Annotated in this window: 12 protein-coding genes; 3 read left to right on the top strand and 9 right to left on the bottom strand. The window is 73.3% G+C overall.

Annotated features, from left to right (window positions below):
* Positions 1-98 precede the first annotated feature (98 nt).
* The 3 genes from merB to AB0M80_RS22525 all read right to left on the bottom strand — a co-directional run bounded on the left by merB (position 99) and on the right by AB0M80_RS22525 (position 2,225).
* Positions 99-701 (bottom strand): organomercurial lyase, encoded by a 603-nt coding sequence (gene merB / locus AB0M80_RS22535; RefSeq protein WP_364567999.1) that lies wholly within the window; start codon positions 699-701, stop codon positions 99-101.
* A 147-nt stretch (positions 702-848) separates the two neighbouring features.
* Positions 849-1,469: a hypothetical protein gene (locus AB0M80_RS22530; RefSeq protein WP_364567996.1), complete on the bottom strand. Its 621-nt coding sequence runs from the start codon at positions 1,467-1,469 to the stop codon at positions 849-851.
* A 258-nt stretch (positions 1,470-1,727) separates the two neighbouring features.
* Positions 1,728-2,225 carry a hypothetical protein gene (locus AB0M80_RS22525; RefSeq protein WP_364567994.1) on the bottom strand — a complete coding sequence of 166 codons (498 nt, stop codon included), beginning with the start codon at positions 2,223-2,225 and terminating at the stop codon, positions 1,728-1,730.
* 778 nt (positions 2,226-3,003) lie between these two features.
* On the opposite strand from AB0M80_RS22525, the gene AB0M80_RS22520 reads away from it, so the two are divergent.
* Positions 3,004-3,507 carry a hypothetical protein gene (locus tag AB0M80_RS22520; RefSeq protein WP_364567991.1) on the top strand — a complete coding sequence of 168 codons (504 nt, stop codon included), beginning with the start codon at positions 3,004-3,006 and terminating at the stop codon, positions 3,505-3,507.
* Between the two features lie 564 nt (positions 3,508-4,071).
* On the opposite strand, the gene AB0M80_RS22515 is transcribed toward AB0M80_RS22520, so the two are convergent.
* Complete coding sequence (locus AB0M80_RS22515) at positions 4,072-5,097, bottom strand: hypothetical protein (protein WP_364567988.1); 1,026 nt, start codon at positions 5,095-5,097, stop codon at positions 4,072-4,074.
* Positions 5,098-5,257: 160 nt separating this feature from the next.
* Positions 5,258-6,670, bottom strand: coding sequence for a Si-specific NAD(P)(+) transhydrogenase (gene sthA, locus AB0M80_RS22510; RefSeq protein WP_364567986.1), 1,413 nt, complete (start codon positions 6,668-6,670; stop codon positions 5,258-5,260).
* A gap of 90 nt (positions 6,671-6,760) precedes the next feature.
* Between sthA and AB0M80_RS22505 the strand changes: the two genes are divergently transcribed.
* Positions 6,761-9,757, top strand: coding sequence for an AAA family ATPase (locus AB0M80_RS22505; protein ID WP_364567983.1), 2,997 nt, complete (start codon positions 6,761-6,763; stop codon positions 9,755-9,757).
* 79 nt (positions 9,758-9,836) lie between these two features.
* Entirely contained in the window at positions 9,837-11,225 is a 1,389-nt protein-coding gene (locus AB0M80_RS22500; RefSeq protein WP_364567980.1) for an FAD-binding oxidoreductase, read from the top strand.
* 16 nt (positions 11,226-11,241) lie between these two features.
* On the opposite strand, the gene AB0M80_RS22495 is transcribed toward AB0M80_RS22500, so the two are convergent.
* Genes AB0M80_RS22495 through AB0M80_RS22480 form a run of 4 tightly spaced genes read right to left on the bottom strand, consistent with a single transcriptional unit; the run spans position 11,242 to position 17,175 of the window.
* A complete protein-coding gene (locus AB0M80_RS22495; RefSeq protein ID WP_364567977.1) occupies positions 11,242-12,546 on the bottom strand; it encodes a glutamine synthetase in 1,305 nt (434 codons plus the stop codon).
* Complete coding sequence (locus AB0M80_RS22490) at positions 12,543-14,273, bottom strand: IucA/IucC family protein (protein WP_364567974.1); 1,731 nt, start codon at positions 14,271-14,273, stop codon at positions 12,543-12,545. The genes AB0M80_RS22495 and AB0M80_RS22490 overlap by 4 nt, the downstream gene beginning before the upstream one ends.
* A complete protein-coding gene (locus tag AB0M80_RS22485; protein WP_364567971.1) occupies positions 14,270-15,553 on the bottom strand; it encodes a SidA/IucD/PvdA family monooxygenase in 1,284 nt (427 codons plus the stop codon). The genes AB0M80_RS22490 and AB0M80_RS22485 overlap by 4 nt, the downstream gene beginning before the upstream one ends.
* Complete coding sequence (locus AB0M80_RS22480) at positions 15,550-17,175, bottom strand: aminotransferase class I/II-fold pyridoxal phosphate-dependent enzyme (protein WP_364567968.1); 1,626 nt, start codon at positions 17,173-17,175, stop codon at positions 15,550-15,552. The genes AB0M80_RS22485 and AB0M80_RS22480 overlap by 4 nt, the downstream gene beginning before the upstream one ends.
* Positions 17,176-17,320: the final 145 nt, after the last annotated feature.

Below are 17,320 nucleotides of genomic sequence, written 5' to 3'. Positions count from 1 at the left end.
CAACCAGACAGTTCCTCCCCCGCCGCCCGCAAGCGCGCGGCCGTCGGCGACGGACTAACCAGACCGTTCATTGCCTCATCGACAGCCGCCCACCGGCGTCAGAGGACGTACTTGGGCCGCGCTTCCAGCGCGCCCACCAGGCGGTGGGCCTGAGCCAGGTAAGCGCCCACCTGATAAATCCGCCCGCCCGGGTGCGTCACCAGCCAGTTCGCCGCCGCGGTCGCGGAGGCGAAGAACGGCTGGCCCGCGCACGCCATCGCGTCCACCCCCGCCAGCCCGAACCCGAGGTCGACGGCCGCGACCACCGCCGACGGCGGGTCGACCAGCAGGATCGCCTGGGACATCAGCTCGACGCGGATGCGCGTTCCGGTGACCGGGCAGCTGGCCGCCGCGTGGACGCGCTCGCCGGTCGCGATGGCCAGGAGGAACATGTCGACCGTGCCGTCCGGGCCCGCGCCGAGGGTGCCCTCGGCGGGCTGGAGGCGGTGGTGGGCGCCCCGGGGCGCCGGGCCGGTCGACACCAGGTCGCGGTGCAGGGTGAACCCGATCAGCTCGACCAGCCGCCGGGCTTCGGCCGGGGCGACGCCGACCGTCGCGGCCAGCCGGTCGACGCCCACCGGGTGCCGGCCGGCCCGGGTCAGCTTCAGCGCGGCCCAGGCGAGCCGGGCGGCCGCGACCCGGTCGGTCTGCGAGGTCGTCAACGTCCGGGCTCCTTCCGCACTCGATCCCTTCGACGTTAGGCGCCGGTGACACGCGACGACAACGACACGATCGGACATTTTGCCGCAAGCCGAAGACAACACCCCCGAACGGACCAGCGCATCACCCTTCTGGTCCACAAAGGACCCTCAGAGCAAGCGCAGCTGCTCCACCGGAGCGGCCTCCGGCGCGGCCGGCGAAGGGCCCCGCAAAACGAACCCGGTCTTGCGGTCCAGGCCGTGCCGCCGCAACAACGGCCCCACCCGCTCCGCCAGCCCCTCCCGGTACGCCTTCCGCACGTAACTCCCCCGCGCGTACAGCTCCCGGTACCGCGGGACGAGCTCCGGGTGCGTGCCCGCCAGCCAGCGGCCGAACCACTCGCGCGCCCCGGGCCGCAGGTGCAGGGCGAACGCCGTGACGCTCGACGCGCCGACGTCGGCGAGCTGCGCGAAGAGCGCGTCCAAGGCCTCCTCGGAATCGGTCAGCCACGGCAGCACCGGCGCCACCAGCACCGAGCACGGCAGCCCGGCCTCGCGGGCCTTGCGGACCAGCTCGAGCCGCGCCCGCGGGCTCGGGGTGCCGGGCTCGAGGCGGTGCTGCAGCTCTTCGTCGAGCAGCGCGATCGACACCGCCAGCCCCACCGGCACGTCGCGGGCGACGTCCCGCAGCAGCGGCAGGTCCCTGGCCAGCACCTCCGGCCCCGCCTTCTGACGAGACAGTCCGGCGAGTGTCGACGCTCGAGTTGTTTCGGCGATCTCGTTGGCGCGCATCGGCCTGCGCCCGCCGGCGGGGCTACAATTCGTTGGCCGGTGATCAGCGTGGACGCGAAGAAGAAGCTCGGGCTGCTGTCCATGAACGGGCGAGAAACGCGCTGGCGATCCCGGTGTCGTGGGGTTTGGGCTAGTGCGCGGCGCGTAGTCCGGTGCGCGGCCCGGGAGATCTGGGCAGATGCGCGGCGGGTTCTCTTTGGCAGGGTCGGCGAGGATCGTGGCGGTGTGGCCCCAACGGCTCCGGGGCTCACCTACTCATCAGGAGTGGTTCGCGGGGAGGTGGGCGGCCAGTTCGGCTTCGAGATGCGGATCATGGATGTCGGCCCGGCGGAGCTGCCGGGCGATCGTCAGCGACTCGAAGTCGCTCTCGCTCTCGCACGCCAACCCGATGCGGAGCGCGGCCTCGGCCGCCTCGGGGACCACGCCGAGACCGATCCCGTAGCGGGCCTCCGCCCTGCCTCGACAAGGGCCGGCATTGATCTCGTCGGTCCTGTTCACGGTCCAACCGAACTCTTCGTCCCACTCAACGCCCACCCAGACGTCACAGGGTCCGATCCACGGAAAGTACTCCCAGTCGAGCATCCATAGTGACGCGGCACGCCTGAGCTTGGTCGAGCTGTTCTTGGGGTCCTGGGTCCTGATTCTCAGCTCGTTCAGTTCGCGGGCAACGGCCCTGACGTAACCGAGATGGCTGGTGCGGTGCCAGTTCATTGGCATGTCGCCACTGGTGGGCCCCCGGTCGCCTGATGCGCCCACGAAACCTCCCCGGGGCCACCTCATCCCAGCTCAGAACACGTCTTCGTCGCGACGATCCACTCGGCCACCCGTTTGATCCGGTCCGCGTTTCCCACGGAGGAACCACTGTATTTCTGGACGACGAGCGCCACGTCGCTCAACCCTCTCCTCAATCGCTTCAGACCTGCCGAGGTGAGCCTACCTGCAGCTGGTAACCGGTTTCGTTCCTCGTGTGGCGGCGGCCACTTGGCCTGACAACCTCCAGCCTGGTCGTCGTGTCCACGACGGAGGTGACTCGCCAACCAGTCCAGGACGAAGTGTCCACGGCCGAGCAGGAGACGACAGAAAAGATCTTGCACAGTGCGGCGGGTCGCACTGCTGCTCGCAACGGCACTGGTCTACCTGGCCATCCGCGAGTTCGGCCTGCTCGTTCTGTCGTGGATGAGCTTTCAGACGCGCTTCCCGATCGGCGAGACGCTCACCTCGTGGGACGCCGACTGGTACCTCGGTATCGCGGCAGGCGGTTACGACAACGTGCCCGGGCGTCTGGTGGACGCGTACAACCAGCGCAGCGCAGAGACCCCGCTGGCGTTCTTCCCCGGCTACCCGAAGCTGATCAACTACCTGGACGAGGCGTTCGGCGGCTCGGAGAACGCGCGCCTGGTCGCCGCGTTCACGATCACCATCGTGGCCGGCGTGTTCTGTGCGTACGCGTTGACGCGGATCGGGCGAGATCCCCGGCGGCACCTACCGAATCGGGCTGATCCTGGTTGCGCTGTTCGCGGCGGCTCCCCTGATCATGCCGTACTCGGAGGCGCTGTTCCGCGCGCTCGCCGCATGGGCGTTGGTCGGGGTACTCGAACGGAACTGGATCATGGCCGGACTGGTCCGTCCGACCGCGGCGGCCCTGGTGCTCGCTGTGGGGCTGGCCGCCCTGGTGGCGGTGATCCAACGCCGGGACGGATGGCGGCTCTGGGTGGGCGGGCTGCTGCTTCATCCGCAAACCTGCCCGCCCGCGCGGCCGGGCTGTTTCCGCCCCACCTCCAAAGTGGTGCTTCGGGATGCTGATGTGCGGTGGGTGCATCGCTATCCACAATGCCCCGGCGCCTGCGCCTATCGCCGCTCCCAGCTCGAAGACGCCGATTCCTTCCGCGATGCAAGCGTCCCAGAAGCAAGCGCCGTTGAGATCCGTCTGGTGGATCGGATCCTGAGGGTAGATACAGTCGTCAACGTTCCCGCCTTCGACGGGATCGACGGACAGAAACCGGACGAGAACCGGACTGTAGGCGAGGCCGGGGGGTGACGTCGTTGCTGTACTCCCACGCACTCTCGAGCGTGCCGCCGGCGGTGCCGATGCCCGTGGTGTAGGCCTGGGAGCGCCCGTCAATGTGAGGTTGTCGTAGTAGGCAGCGGAGAGGCCGTTATGCCTTCGTCGTATCCAGTGTGGGTATGTGCAACCGCGCTGGCGCACGCTGCGGTCGGGTTCTGGCTGGTGAAGCACGATGCCGGAGCGGGACCGTAGGTCGGTCGGGCGGTCGGCGTAGTCGTCCGCCGGGTCGTACCGGTAGGTCCGGCCTGGCCTCGGCTGGCCGATTGCGGGGACGGAGAAGCCGACTCCGGCAGCCTTCGGCTTCGCGGACGTGTCGTAGCTGACCGTGGTGGTCAGGTCGCCCCTCATTGGCCTTGCGGTTGGCCGGGTCGGCGGCGATCCAGTCGTTGGCCAGGCTGCTGCGGGTGCCGGCGAGCAGGCCTCGGGCGTTGTAGCCGTAGTCGTGATCTCCGAGCCCGGGTCCTCGATCCGGGCGAGGCTCAGGATTCCGGTGCCGGTGCCGGTGTACCAGAGGTACCCAGGTGTGAGCCCCCCGCGTCACAAACAGTTGTGCGACACCATGCCGTCGGCCACGAAGTCGCCGGTGCCGGTGGTGATGTCGAACAGCGGCAGCTGCAGGCCCAGCGGCTCGATCGCCTCCACGCGCCGCCGGCTCGCGCCGATCACCGCGCCTTCGAGCGACCGCTTCCACGTCACGGCGGGGTTGCTCACGTGCAGGAAGCGCAGCACCTCGCCGACGCCGCCGAGCAGCCGGATCTCCTGGCGCGTCGGGAACTTCGGCACCTCGTCGAGCTGGTGGGCGAAGCCGAAGCGGGCCAGCGCGGCGGTGAAGGCGTCGGCGATCTCGGGCTCGTCGTGCGCCACCGCGAGGACGCCGCGGCCGTAACCGCCCGCGAGGTCGAAGACGCCGGCGAGGAACCCGCGCTGCCAGTGCGCGTCCGGGTCCGGCGGCACCTTGAGGAACCCGACCGAGGCCCCGAAGTCCGGGAGGTAGCGCAGCGCGCGCGTGGCGGCGTCCGGCTCGGCGGCGAACCCGCCGGAGCGCAGCATCCCGCACAGGTAGCCGGCCCGGTAGCCGAGCGTCTCGTCCGGCGTCGGCTCGAACCGGCCGACGCCGATCAGCTCGGTGCCGGGCTCCAGGTGCGGCCGCTGCGCGGCCCCGAACTTGCTGCCGGTGACGTGCTTCCAGCCCTTCGCCGTGAGGAACCGGTGGTCGCCGCCGGCGACGAGCCGGGTGCCGTCTTCGAGCGTCACCCGGTAGGCCGCGCGCAGGGTCGTCCAGTGGGCGAGCACCTTGGTGGGGACCAGCCGCCGGGACGCGCCGTGGCCGCGCGTGCCGTAGATGTCGTCGCCGACCTCCAGGTCCGACAGCGCCTTCGTCCGGCCGTCCGCCATCAGGATCCGGGTGCCGCCTTCGAGGCAGTACGTGCAGGCGTGGGAGCAGCCGCGGTAGGGGTTGACGGTCCAGTTGAAGGGCACGCCGGAGCCGGCCGGCACCTTGTTCAGCACCGACCGCGCGTGCACCTCGTGAAAGGTGACGCCGTCGAATTCCGGTGACCGCACCGATCGCACCAGGCCCTCGAGCCCGGGCAGTGCCGGTTCACCCTCCCCTGTCCGCTGCCGATCCCATCGCACGGCGTCAGTCGAACATATGTTCTAGACGAGTGTCAAACCGGTTCGGGGCAGGCGCATCGGGTGGTGCTGGTGTGACTGCTGGGGCAGGTCAGGACGAGAAGCGTTCCAGGGCCCGGATCTTGTTGGTCGCGTCCAGCGCCGCCACCTTGTACGCCTCCGAAAGGGTCGGGTAGTTGAACACCGCGTCGACGAGGTAGTCGACCGTGCCGCCGCAGCCCATCACCGCCTGTCCGATGTGGACGAGGTCGGTCGCGCCGGTGCCGAACACGTGCACGCCCAGCAGCTTGCGGTCCGCTGTGGACACCAGGAGTTTGAGCATGCCGTAGCTGTCGCCGGTGATCTGGCCGCGCGCCAGCTCCCGGTAGCGGGCGATGCCGACCTCGTACGGCACCGACGACGACGTCAGCTGGGCCTCGGTCGCGCCGACGTAGGAGATCTCGGGGATCGTGTAGATGCCGATCGGCTGCAGCGCGCCGAGCTCGCGCGCCGGCTCGCCGAACGCGTGGTACGCCGCGAGCCTGCCCTGGTCCATCGACGTCGCCGCCAGCGCCGGGAAGCCGATCACGTCGCCGACCGCGTAGATGTGCGGCACCTGGGTGCGGTAGTTCTCGTCGACCACGAGCCGGCCCCGCTCGTCCGCGGCCAGGCCCGCCGCCTCCAGCGCGAGCTCGCCGGTCACGCCCTGGCGGCCGGCGGAGTACATCACGCCGTCGGCCGGGATGCGCTTGCCGCTGACCAGCGTCGTGATGGTCGCGTGGTCGGACACCGCCACGTCCGCGACCTTCTCGCCGAAGCGGAACGTGACGCCGAGGTCGCGCAGCTGGAACTTGAGCGACTCGACGATCTCCGGGTCGCAGAAGTCGAGCATGTGGTCGCGCTGCTCGACCACGGTGACCCGCGAGCCGAGCGCGGCGAACATCGACGCGTACTCGATCCCGATCACCCCGGCGCCCACCACGACCAGCGACGACGGGATCTGCTCGAGCCGCAGGATCTCGTCGGAGTCGAGCACGCGGGCGGCGTCGAAGTCGACGTGCGCCGGCCGCGCGGGGCGGGTCCCGGTGGCGATCACGATGTGGTCGGCCGACAGCGTCCGCCGGTCGCCGCGGTGGCGGCCGTCGACGAAGAGGGTGTGCGGGTCGGCGAAGGAGGCGGTGCCGTCGACCAGGTCGATGTGGTTGCGCATCAGCTGCGCGCGCACGACCTGGACCTCGCGCCCGACGACGTGGTGGGTGCGCGCCAGCAGGTCGGCGATGGTGATGTCCTGTTTGACCCGGTAGCTCGCGCCGTACAGCTCGCGCTGGTTCATGCCGGTCAGGTAGAGCACGGCTTCGCGCAGCGTCTTGGACGGGATCGTGCCGGTGTTGACGCACACCCCGCCGACCATGTCGTGCCGGTCGACGACCGCCACCCGCTTGCCGAGCTTCGCCGCGGCGATCGCGGCCTTCTGGCCGCCGGGGCCCGAACCGATGACGATGAGGTCGTACTCGTGCTCGCTCACGACGTCGAGCCTGCGCACCCGGCGGTCCCGGCGCAACCCCCGCCGGTGAAAGATCCGCGCGCGAACCCCGCCCGGGACTAGCGTGACCTGATGCTGCGCGTCTCGCTGCTGGGCGAGCAGGTGATCGCCGACGACGAGTCCGGCGCCGTGCTGACGCGGTCGCCGCGGTCGGTCGCGCTCGTCGCCCACCTCGTCGTGCACGCCGGCCGGGCGCAGCCGCGGCGCCTGCTCGCCGGGCTGTTCTGGCCGGACTCCACGGACGCGCAGGCCCTGACCAACCTGCGCCGCGAACTGCACCAGCTGCGCCGCGTGCTCGGCGATCCGCCCTCGCTGACCGTCACCGGGCAGGACCTGTGCTGGCGGGACACGTCGTCGAGCCGGGTGGACGTGCGGGAGTTCGACGTCGCCCGCATGGCCGCGCTGGCCGCCGCGGACCCCGGCGAAGCCGTCGCCCACGCCGGGGCCGCGCTCGCGACCTACCGCGGCGAGCTGCTGCCCGCGCTGGCCGACGACTGGGTGCTGGCGGCCCGCGCCGAGCTCGACCGCCAGTGCGTCGAACTGTGCGACCTGATCTGCCGGACGTCTTCGGCCGACCCCGCAGCCGCGCTCGCCGCGGCCCGCCGCCGGATTGCGCTGCGCCCCCTCGAAGAGACGGGCTACCGGACGCTGATGGGACTGCAGGCCGAGGCCGGGGACCGGGCGGGCGCGGTGAGCACCTACCACCGGTGCGCGTCGATCCTGGAGCGCGAGCTCGGCGTCGTCCCGGCCGAGCCGACGCGCGCGGCGCTGCGCCGGCTGCTCGCCCGGCCCGACCACGAGCCCCGGCGGGCGGCCGCGCCCGGGCTCGTCGGCCGCGCCGCGGAGCTGGCCCGCCTCGGCGAGACGTGGCGGGCGGCCGCGGCGGGCCGGGCCGGGTTCGTCCTCGTGCGCGGCGACGCCGGGGTCGGCAAGACCCGGCTCGTGGCCGAGCTGGCCGGGCTGGCGCGCGCCGAGGGCGCGGTCGTGGCCGCCGGCCGGTGCTTCGGCACGCCGGGGCGGCTCGCGCTGGCGCCGGTGGCCGACTGGCTGCGCACCCCGGCCGTGCAGCGGGCGGCGGCGGCGCTGGACCCGGTGTGGCGCGCCGAGGTCGACCGGTTGCTGCCGGCCACGCGGACGGCCGTGGGCGGGCCCCTGCGGGACGCGGGCGCGTGGCAGCGCCTGCGGTTCTTCGAAGGGCTGGCCCGCGCGCTCACCGCCGGCGGGCGGCCCGTCCTGCTGGTCCTCGACAACGCGCAGTGGTGCGACGAGGAGACGGGCGCATTCCTCACCTTCTGCCTCGGCCTGCTTCCGGACGCGCCGCTGCTGGTCGCCGGGACACTGCGCGAGGGCGACCAGGACCGCGGCGTCACGGCCTGGACGGCCCAGCTGCGCGACGACGGCAGGCTGACCGAACTGCCGCTGCGCCCGTTCGACGCCGTCGGCACGGCCCGCCTCGGCGAAGCGGTCGCCGGGCGTGCACTGTCCGCTTCGGACCGCGAACTGCTGTACGCGGCCACCGGCGGATACCCGCTGTACGTCGTCGAAGCCTTGCGGGCGCACGATTCCCCACCCGCCGAGGGGCTGGCCGCCGTCCTGCGGACGCGGCTCGAGCAGCCGGGGCCGGCGGCCCGCGAGATCGCCGGGCTCGCCGCCGCGGCCGGCCGGGACTTCACCCTCGACCTGCTCACCGAGGCGAGCGATCTGGACGCCGACACCGTCGTCGACGCCGTCGACGAGCTGTGGCGGCGCCGGATCGTGCGGGAGTTCGGCGGCGCCTACGACTTCACCCACGACCTGCTGCGCGAGGCCGCCTACCAGCAGGTCAGCCCGCCGCGGCGGTGGCTGCTGCACCGGCGGCTGGCCCAGGGCCTGGAGCTGCTGCACGCCGAGGACACCGACGCCGTGGCGGCGCAGCTGGCCGTGCAGTACGCCCGCGGCGGCCGGCCGGACCGCGCCGTCGCGCACTACCGGCGGGCCGCCGCCGTCGCCGCGGGCACCTTCGCCCACGCCGAAGCGATCCGGCTGCTGCGGGAGGCACTGGTCCTCGTCCGCGCCCGGCCGGCGAGCGGCCACCGCGACCGGGACGAACTGGCCGTCCTCGAAGCGCTCGCCGGGCCGCTCAACGCCCACCAGGGCTACTCCTCCCCCGAACTGCAGCGCACCCTGGAACGTTCGCTGGCGCTCGCGGAGTCGCTGGGCGACGGGGAAGCCGCGCTCACCGCGTTGCTGGAGCTGTGGTCGTCGCGGTTCGTCCAGGGCCGCACGGCGGACGCGTACGAAGCGGCCGAACGCGCCCTCGCGCTGATCGTCCCCGGAACCAGCGCCGAGCAGAGCGGCTCGGCGCACTTCATCGTCGCGGGTTCGTCGCTGAGCCTCGGGCACGACCCGGCCGAGGCGCTGCGGCACTTCGACCTGGGCGCCGAACGCACGCGCGGCGCGTCGTCGTGGCCGATCGGCACCCGGCCGGACGTGCACGGACCGGCCTGGGCGGCGCACGCCCACTGGCTGCTCGGCCACGACGACGCGGCCGTGGCGTGCGGCGCCGAAGCGATCGCCCTCGCCCGCCGGATCGACCAGCCCTACAGCCTGGCCATCGCGCTGGCGTACGCGGGGATCACCCACCAGATGCGCCGCGACCGCCGGGCGCTGGGGGCGGTCGCCGCCGAACTGCGGGCGCTGTGCGACCGGTACGGCTTCGCCTACTACCGGGAGTGGGCGCTGGTGCTGGGTGGCTGGTCCCTCGGCGGCGCGGCCGGGCTGGCCGCGGCGCAGCGGGGCCTCGCGAACCTCAAGGCCGAGGGGGCGTTCGCCCGGATGCCGTACTGGCTGGCACTGGTCGCCGAACTGTCGGCTCCGGACGCGGCCCGCGCGACGCTGGACGCCGCGCTCGCCGCCGGACAGGCCCGCGACGACCGCTGGTGGCTGCCGGAGGTGCTGCGGCTGCGGGCGGCGTACGACGCCGACCCGGTCCCCCGCCTGCGGGCCGCCGCGGAGCTGGCCCGCGCCCAGGGCAGCGTCGCCCTGCTGCGGCGGGCCGAAGCCGACCTGGCCGGCCGGTCCCCGTCCTGACCGGCACGAACGGGCCGAACGCTGCGCGAACGCCGGCTGCCTACGTTCCCTCGGGTACCGGAAATCCGAGAGGGGCACCATGACCACCACCGCCTTGCCGCACGAGGAACTGGCCGCCGCGCTGCGCGGCGACCTGATCACGCCGGCCGGCCCGGGCTACGACGAGGCCCGCGCCGTCTACAACGCCATGATCGACAAGCGGCCGGCGGCGATCGCCTACTGCCGCGACGCCGCCGACGTCGTCACCTGCGTCCGCTACGGCCGCGCCCAGGGCCTGGACCTCGCCGTGCGCGGCGGCGGTCACAACGCGGGCGGCCTCGGCGTCGCCGACGGCGCGCTGGTGATCGACCTGTCGCTGCTGCGCAGCACCACCGTCGACCCGGTGCAGCACACCGTGCGCGCCGACGCCGGCTGCACCTGGGGCGACGTCGACCACGCCACGGTCGCGTTCGGGATGGCGACGCCGTCGGGCATCGTCGCGTCCACCGGCGTCGCGGGGCTCACCCTCGGCGGCGGCATCGGCTACCTCGCCCGGCGCTTCGGCCTGACGATCGACAACCTGCTCGGCGCGGACGTCGTGCTCGCGGACGGCTCGTTCGTGCACGCTTCGGAGTCTTCGCACTCCGATCTGTTCTGGGCCCTGCGCGGGGGCGGCGGCAACTTCGGCGTCGTCACCTCGTTCACCTTCCGCTGCCACGACATCGGCGAGCACGGCGTGATCGTCGGCGGGCCGGTGCTGTACGACCTGGCCGACACGCCCGCCGTGCTGCGCTGGTACCGCGAGCTGCTGCCGTCGCTGCCCGAAGAGCTGAGCGGCTGGTTCGGTCTGCTGACCGTGCCGCCCGCGCCGCCGTTCCCGGAAGAGCTGTGGGGCCGCAAGGCGTGCGGCATCATCTGGTGCTACACGGGTCCGCACGACAAGGCCGACGAGGTGCTGGCCCCGGTTCGCGACTTCGGTACGCCGTTGCTGGTCGGCCTGCAGGAGATGCCGTACACGGCCCTGCAGGGCGCGTTCGACGGGCTGTACCCGGCCGGGCTGCAGTGGTACTGGCGCGCGGACGTCTTCCACGAGATCTCCGACGCCGCGATCGACATCCACCTCAAGCACGGCGAGGGCCTGCCGAGCATGCACTCGTCGATGCACCTGTACCCGATCGACGGCGCGGCGAGCCGGGTCGCTCCGGACGCGACGGCGTTCCCGCACCGGTCCGGCGGCTGGTCGGGCGTGATCGTGGGAGTCGACCCGGCACCGGCCAACGCCGACGCGATCGCCCAGTGGACGCGGGACTACTGGGAAGAGCTGCACCCGACTTCGGCGGGCGGGGCGTACGTCAACTTCATGATGGAGGAGGGGCAGGACCGGGTGAAGGCGTCGTACGGCGCGAACTACGACCGGCTGGCCACGGTGAAGCGGCGGTACGACCCGGACAACCTGTTCCACGTCAACCAGAACATCCGCCCGGCTTGAAAGTCGGCGGGGGTGGTCAGGAGCGGAGGGCGCCGCGGCGGCGCTGCCAGTCGGTGACCGTGTCCAGCCCGGACTCGATCTCCTCGGTGAGCAGCGCCGTCAGCTGCGCCGCCACATCCGCGCCCAGCAACTGCCCCACCCGGTCCAGCAGCGACAGCGCTTCCCACGGCGAACCCGCCAGCGCACCGGCCGCGGTCCCCGGCTCGGGCGGCGCCAGGCCTTCCTCCAGCCCGAACCGCCCGGCGGCGAGCAGCGCCGCGACGACCAGGTGGGGCTGGGCGTCGGCGCCGGCGAACCGGAACTCCAGCCGCCGGTTCCCGCCGGTCCCGGCCACCCGCACCGACGCGGTCCGGTCGTCGTGGCCCCAGCGAACCTCGCGCGGGGAGAACGGCGCGGTCCGCAGCCGGACGTAGGAATTCCACGTCGGCGCCCACACCGCCGTCAGCGCCCGCGCGTCCCGGAGGACACCGGCCAGGAAGCCGCCCAGCAGATCGGGTTCCGAGCCGTCCACAGTGGACAGGGAAAGGTGCACGTGCCCGGAATTGCCCTGCCCCGGCTCCGGTGCCGCCAGGTAATCGGCGGTGACGCCGTGGCGCGCGGCGACCCGGCGCACGATCAGCTGCTGCAGCAGGACGTCGTCGCACGCGGCGAGGGCGTCGCGGTGGCGCAGCACGATCTCGTACTGGCCAGGGTGGCACTCGGCCCGCGCCGACTCGACGCCGAGCCCGGCGTCGTCCAGCGCCGTCCGCACGTCGTGCAGCAGCGGCGTCAGGCGTTCGGTGCCGCCCACCGCGTAGTCGGCACCGTGCGCGGTGAGCGGCCCGTCGGCGTCGGAGAACACCACCTCGTGCTCGATCCCCACCGATGGCACCAGTCCCAAGCCCTCCAACGCCGCGAGCTGCCCGTGCAGCACCTCGCGCGGCGCCAGTTCCGCGGTGGCTCCGGACGGCCATTCGGCGTCGCACACCACCGCCCAGGTCCGCTCCCCGAGCGGGATCGCACTCGCCGCGTCCGGCCGCATCCGCAGGTCGCCGAAGCCTTCGAGGTAGCCGCCGAGCACGCCGGACGCCGGCAGCGGTGCCCGCTCGGGTGTCCACGCGAAGACGTAGCTGCAGACGCCGTAGCCGTCGGCGAGGACCTCGGCCGCGAACGGCGCGGCGAGCTCCACCGCGGCGAACCGGGCGTGCGGGTCCGGTACCAGCAGGAGCAGCCGGGCGCCGTCCTCGGCGAGCACGCCGCGCAGCACCGCCTCCCCCGCCGCGGCCGCCGCGCGCCGGGCGGCCAGTGACCGCGGCCCGGCCGGCCGCGCGAACGCCGTCACCACGCGCCGCCCGGATCCGGGGCGTGCAGCGGGTTCGGCACCCGGCCCCAGCGGACGTCGAACTCGTCGTCGCGCTCCACCTTGTCGAAGCCCTGCCCGGCGAAGTGTTCCCGGTTGAGCGTCACGCGCTCGACTTCCGGGGCGAACAGGCGGCACGCGTCGAAGCGCGCGGCCAGGTCCGGGTTCTCGTCGCGGTACCGGCCGACGATCTCCCGCACCGGCGCCCAGAACGCCGCCCGCGGCAGGCCGAGTTCGTCGAGCAGGAGCTCGGCCCAGAACCGGAACTGGCCGGAGAACACCGAGCTGAACAGCGACTGCGCGAGCAGGTGCGCGGGCCAGCGCAGCATGTCCGCGGCCGCCTCGGGCGGCAGGCTCTCGTAGCTGGGGAGCTGTTCGTCGAGCAGGTCGACGCCCTGGGCGAAGTCCTTGATCAGCACGCGTTGCGGTGCCCCGGCGGCGTCGACGACCAGGACCAGGTTCTGGCCGTGCGGGCAGAACCCGACGCCGTGGCGCAGCAGCCACTGCAGCAGCGGCGTGAGCACCAGGTCGAACAGGCGCGTCAGCCACGCCACCGGATCGCCGCCGCCGATCAGGTGGGCCAGCACCGAGACGCCGTCCGGCCCGCGGTACGGCAGCGCGGCGAACGAAATCGCGCGCTCCCCTTCCGCGAGCCGGATGGGCTCGCGCCACAGCGCACCCAGGGTTTCGTGGAACCGGTACGGCAGTTCCTCGAGGTGCCCGAACAGCGGGTGCTTCACCGACACGCTCGCGACTTCGCCGAGGAGCCCGAACCGGTACTTCTCGGTCAGCAGCGGGTCGGCCGCGCCGATCCGGCGCAGCCACGTCGTCACCGACGGCCCGGCGAGCGTCGCCGCGGCGTTGAGCCCGCGGTAGACCAGCGTGTTCCGCACGGACACGGCGGTCTTGACGTCGTGCCGGCCGGGCGTGCCGACGTTCGCCAGGGTCCGGACCGTCTGGTGCGGCCGGTAGGCGTCGGCGCTTTCCCCGAGGTCGATCACGACGCCGGTGGCGAGCTCGGCGGCGTAGAGCGTGCCGAGGATTTCGTCGGCCTGCCACGGGTGGACGGGCACCCAGACGTAGTCCTCGGGCGCCTTCGCGGCGAACTCGTCGCGCAGTCCGCCCAGTTCGGCGTCCAGCAACGCGTCCCGGCTCAGCTCGTCGACGCAGCGGAACTCGGCGTGGCCGGGGTGGACGGCGAACCAGCGCAAGCGGAGGTCCGCCCCCGCCTCGGGCGCGTACCGGGCGCGATCGGCCGCGGAGAACCCGACGCGGCCCTTGTTGAGCACGAGCCGCGGGTGGCCGGTGAGGTGCCCGTCCGCGACGTTGTAGTCCATTGTGGACAGTGTGGCGGCGGTCGGCGCGCGCCGCAGGCGGGCGGCCTCGTTGGCGACCGTCGAGGTCAGCTCGGCGAGCACGTCGGCCAGCCGCAGACCGCTCAGGCCCAGTACCGCGCGGGCATCCACGACGAGGGTGCGCGGGTCGGTGACCGGTTCGCCGTTGCGGTGCGCGCTGCCCGGTTCGACCGTCCAGGCGTCGAACGCGCCCCGCCGCGCCCGGAACGCGTAGGCGGCGCCGGGCAGCTCCAGCCGGTACGCATCGCCGTGCGCGACCGGTTCCAGCATGTGCTCGTAGGACAGTTCGCCGAGCATCTTGTGCGTGATCAAGGCGCCGGCCGCGCGCCAGGCGGCCGCCTCGTCCAGGGTCACTTGTCCTCCAGGCCGAACGTGGTGAAAGCGGTGCGATCGGGCAGGTCGTGCACGGTCTTTCCGCACACGGCGTTGAGGATCACGGCCGCCCGCCACGCGCCGAGACCGAGGTCGGGGGCCCCGGGACCGTGGGTGTGCCGTTCGGCGTTCTGCACGAACAGCGACCCGGGCACGTCGAGCGCGACGCGGTAGTCAGGGCCGACTTCGAGGCGGCCCCGCCGGTCGCGGTGGACGACGTCGCCGAGCCCGGCCAGCAGCGGCCCGGCCGGCGCCTCCGCGTACCCGGTGGCCGCGACGACGGCGGCGGTGCGCAGGGTGCCACTGCGGCCCTGCTGCGCGTGCCGCACGCCGAGCTCGATTTCGCCGTCCACTGTGGACGCCGAGACGACTTCCACGCCGGGGGTCAGCACCGCGCCGGGCGGCCCGGTGATGCTGCGGCGGTAGAGCTCGTCGTGGATCGCGCCGATCGTTTCGGCGTCGATGCCCTTGTAGAGCTGCCACTGCGCGGGCAGCAGCCGGTCGCGGACGGCTTCGGGCAGGCCGTGGAAGTACGCGGTGTAGTCCGGGGTGAACTGCTCGAGCCCGAGTTTCGAGTACTCCATCGGCGCGAAGGCGGGGGTCCTGGTGAGCCAGCGCAGTCCGTCGACAGTGGATCGTGCGCGCAGGAGGTCGAGGACGACCTCGGCCCCGGACTGCCCGGACCCGACCACGGTGACGCTCTCGGCGGCCAGCAGGGCGTCCCGGTGCGGCAGGTAGCCGGCCGAGTGCACCGCCAGGACGCCGGGATCGGCGACGAGGTCGCGCAGCGGTTCCGGCACCGACGGCACCGAGCCGACGCCGAGCACGACGTGGTCCGCGAGGACCGGCTCGGTGCCGGCGACGGTCAGCTCGAACGCCGCCTCGGCGTCGTTCCAGCGGACGCCGGTGACCTCGTGGCCGAACCGGCACGACGGCAGCCGCGCGGCGGCCCAGCGGCCGTAGTCGTCGTATTCGACGCGCGGGAGGTGGAACCGCTCGGCGAAGTAGAACGGCAGCAGCCGGCCGCGGTCGCGCAGGTAGTTGAGGAACGAGAAGGGGTTGGTCGGGTCGACCAGCGTCACCAGGTCGGCCAGGAACGGCACCTGCAGCGTCGCGCCCTCGACGAGCAGGCCGGGGTGCCAGCGGAACTCCGGGCGGGCGTCGAAGAAGACGGCGTCGAGGCCGTCGACGGGGGCGGCCAGGGCCGCGAGCGAGAGGTTGAACGGCCCGATCCCGATGCCCGCCAGGTGGTGGCGCCTCACGAAGCGACCGGGCTTTCCCGGCCGGCCACCAGTTCGGCGCCGGCCGTGGCGACGATCCGGTCCAGCAGCGGGCGGTAGTCGTCGGCGGTGGTGTGCGGGTGCAGCAGCGTCAGCTTGAGCCACAGCTGGTTCTCGCCGCTGGGCCCGGTCGGGAGCGCGGCGCGGCCGATGACGGCGGTGCCCGCTTCGAGGAGGGCACGGCGGACGCGCGCGACGAGTTCGTCGCCGCCCGTCTCGTCGGCGACGACCGGCCTCAGGACCACCGTGGACAGTTCCGGCGGGCCCCAGAGCCGCAGGCCGGGGTGCTCCTCGACGCGCCGGGCGACCTCCGTCGCGGTGGTGCAGCAGCGTTCGACGAGCGCGCCGAGCCCCTCGGTGCCGAGCGCGTGCACGGTGACGGCCATCCGGAAGGCGTCCGGCCGCCGGGACGTCCGGATCGACCGGCCGAGCAGGTCCGGCAGGCCGGCCTCGGTGTCGTCGTCGGCGTTGAGGTACTCGGCGCGGACGGTGAGCGCGCCGAGGTCGGCGGCCTCCCGGGCGGCGAAGAGCCCGGCGGCGACCGGCTGCCAGCCGAACTTGTGCAGGTCGAGCGCGACGGAGTCGGCCAGCTCGAGCCCGTTGAGTTTGGTCTTGAGCGTTTCGCTGCACAGCGCCATGCCGCCGTAGGCCGCGTCGACGTGCAGCCGGGCTTCGTGACGACGGCAGATTTCGGCGATTTCGGGCAGCGGGTCGAGGGTGCCGGTGTTGGTGGTCCCGGCGGTGGCGACGACGACGGAGTCCGCGGTGAGGACGCCGGCGAGGGCGCCGGGGAGCAGCCGATCGCCTTCGCACGGGACGACGATCGGTGCGGGCAGGCCGAGCAGCCAGGCGGCGCGGGCGACGCTGTGGTGGGCGTTGGCGCCGCAGACGGGCTGGGTACGGGGGTTGCGTTCGCGGGCCAGGAGCAGGCCGAGGAGGTTGGATTCGGTACCGCCGGTGGTGACGACGGCGTCCGGGGCTTCCGCGCCGGGGTAACACAACCGGGCGATGCCGGTGGTGAATTCGCGCTCGAGTTCGCTGGCGACGGGAGCCTGGTCCCAGGAGTCCATGGAGGGGTTGAGCGCGCTCGCGACGACATCGGCGGCCACGGAGACGGCGAGGGGCGGGCAGTGCAGGTGGGCGGCGCAGGCGGGATCGGCGGGATCGGCGGAGCCCGCGGCAAGCAGCCGGCTGAGCTCTTCCAGCGCGGCTTCGGCACCGACGCCGCGGCGGGGCAGGGCACCGGTTCCGGCGGTGGGGACGGCTGCGGATTCGGTGCTGCGCACCGCACGCCCGCCGGTCCGCGCAGCTGCGGCCACCGGCTCGCCACCCTCGGCCGCCAAACCCGGCGCCACAACAGGCCCGCGGCCCGCACGCCCCACGGCCGGCCCCGGCTCGCCACGCTCGGCATCCAGCGCCGCGGCCACGGACCCCAGCTCGCCGCCCTCCGCCACCAGGGCCGCGGCCACCGCTGCCGGGCCGCCGGCCGGGACCGGGCCGCCGCGCTCGGCGATTCCGGCCGCCATCCCGCGCAGGGCCACCGGGATCAGCTCGCCGAGCCGGTCCGCGCCGCCCTCGCCTCCGGCCAGCCCGTCTGCCCGCATGTACCGCCTCCTTAGGGTTGCCTTGCCTACGCTGAGCAACAGTACGGCGACCGACGGCTGCCTGTCATCCGGCCCCGTCCAGCATGCTCGACCGGGTGGCGGCGACGCGTCGGCCATCGGGAGTAGGTTCACCGCGAGGCGAGGA

The sequence above is a fragment of the Amycolatopsis sp. NPDC051045 genome (assembly GCF_040682955.1).
In the GTDB taxonomy this organism is placed as follows: Bacteria; Actinomycetota; Actinomycetes; order Mycobacteriales; family Pseudonocardiaceae; genus Amycolatopsis.
Note: the sequence above shows the minus strand (reverse complement) of the source record. Positions and strands in the feature narration are given on the sequence as shown.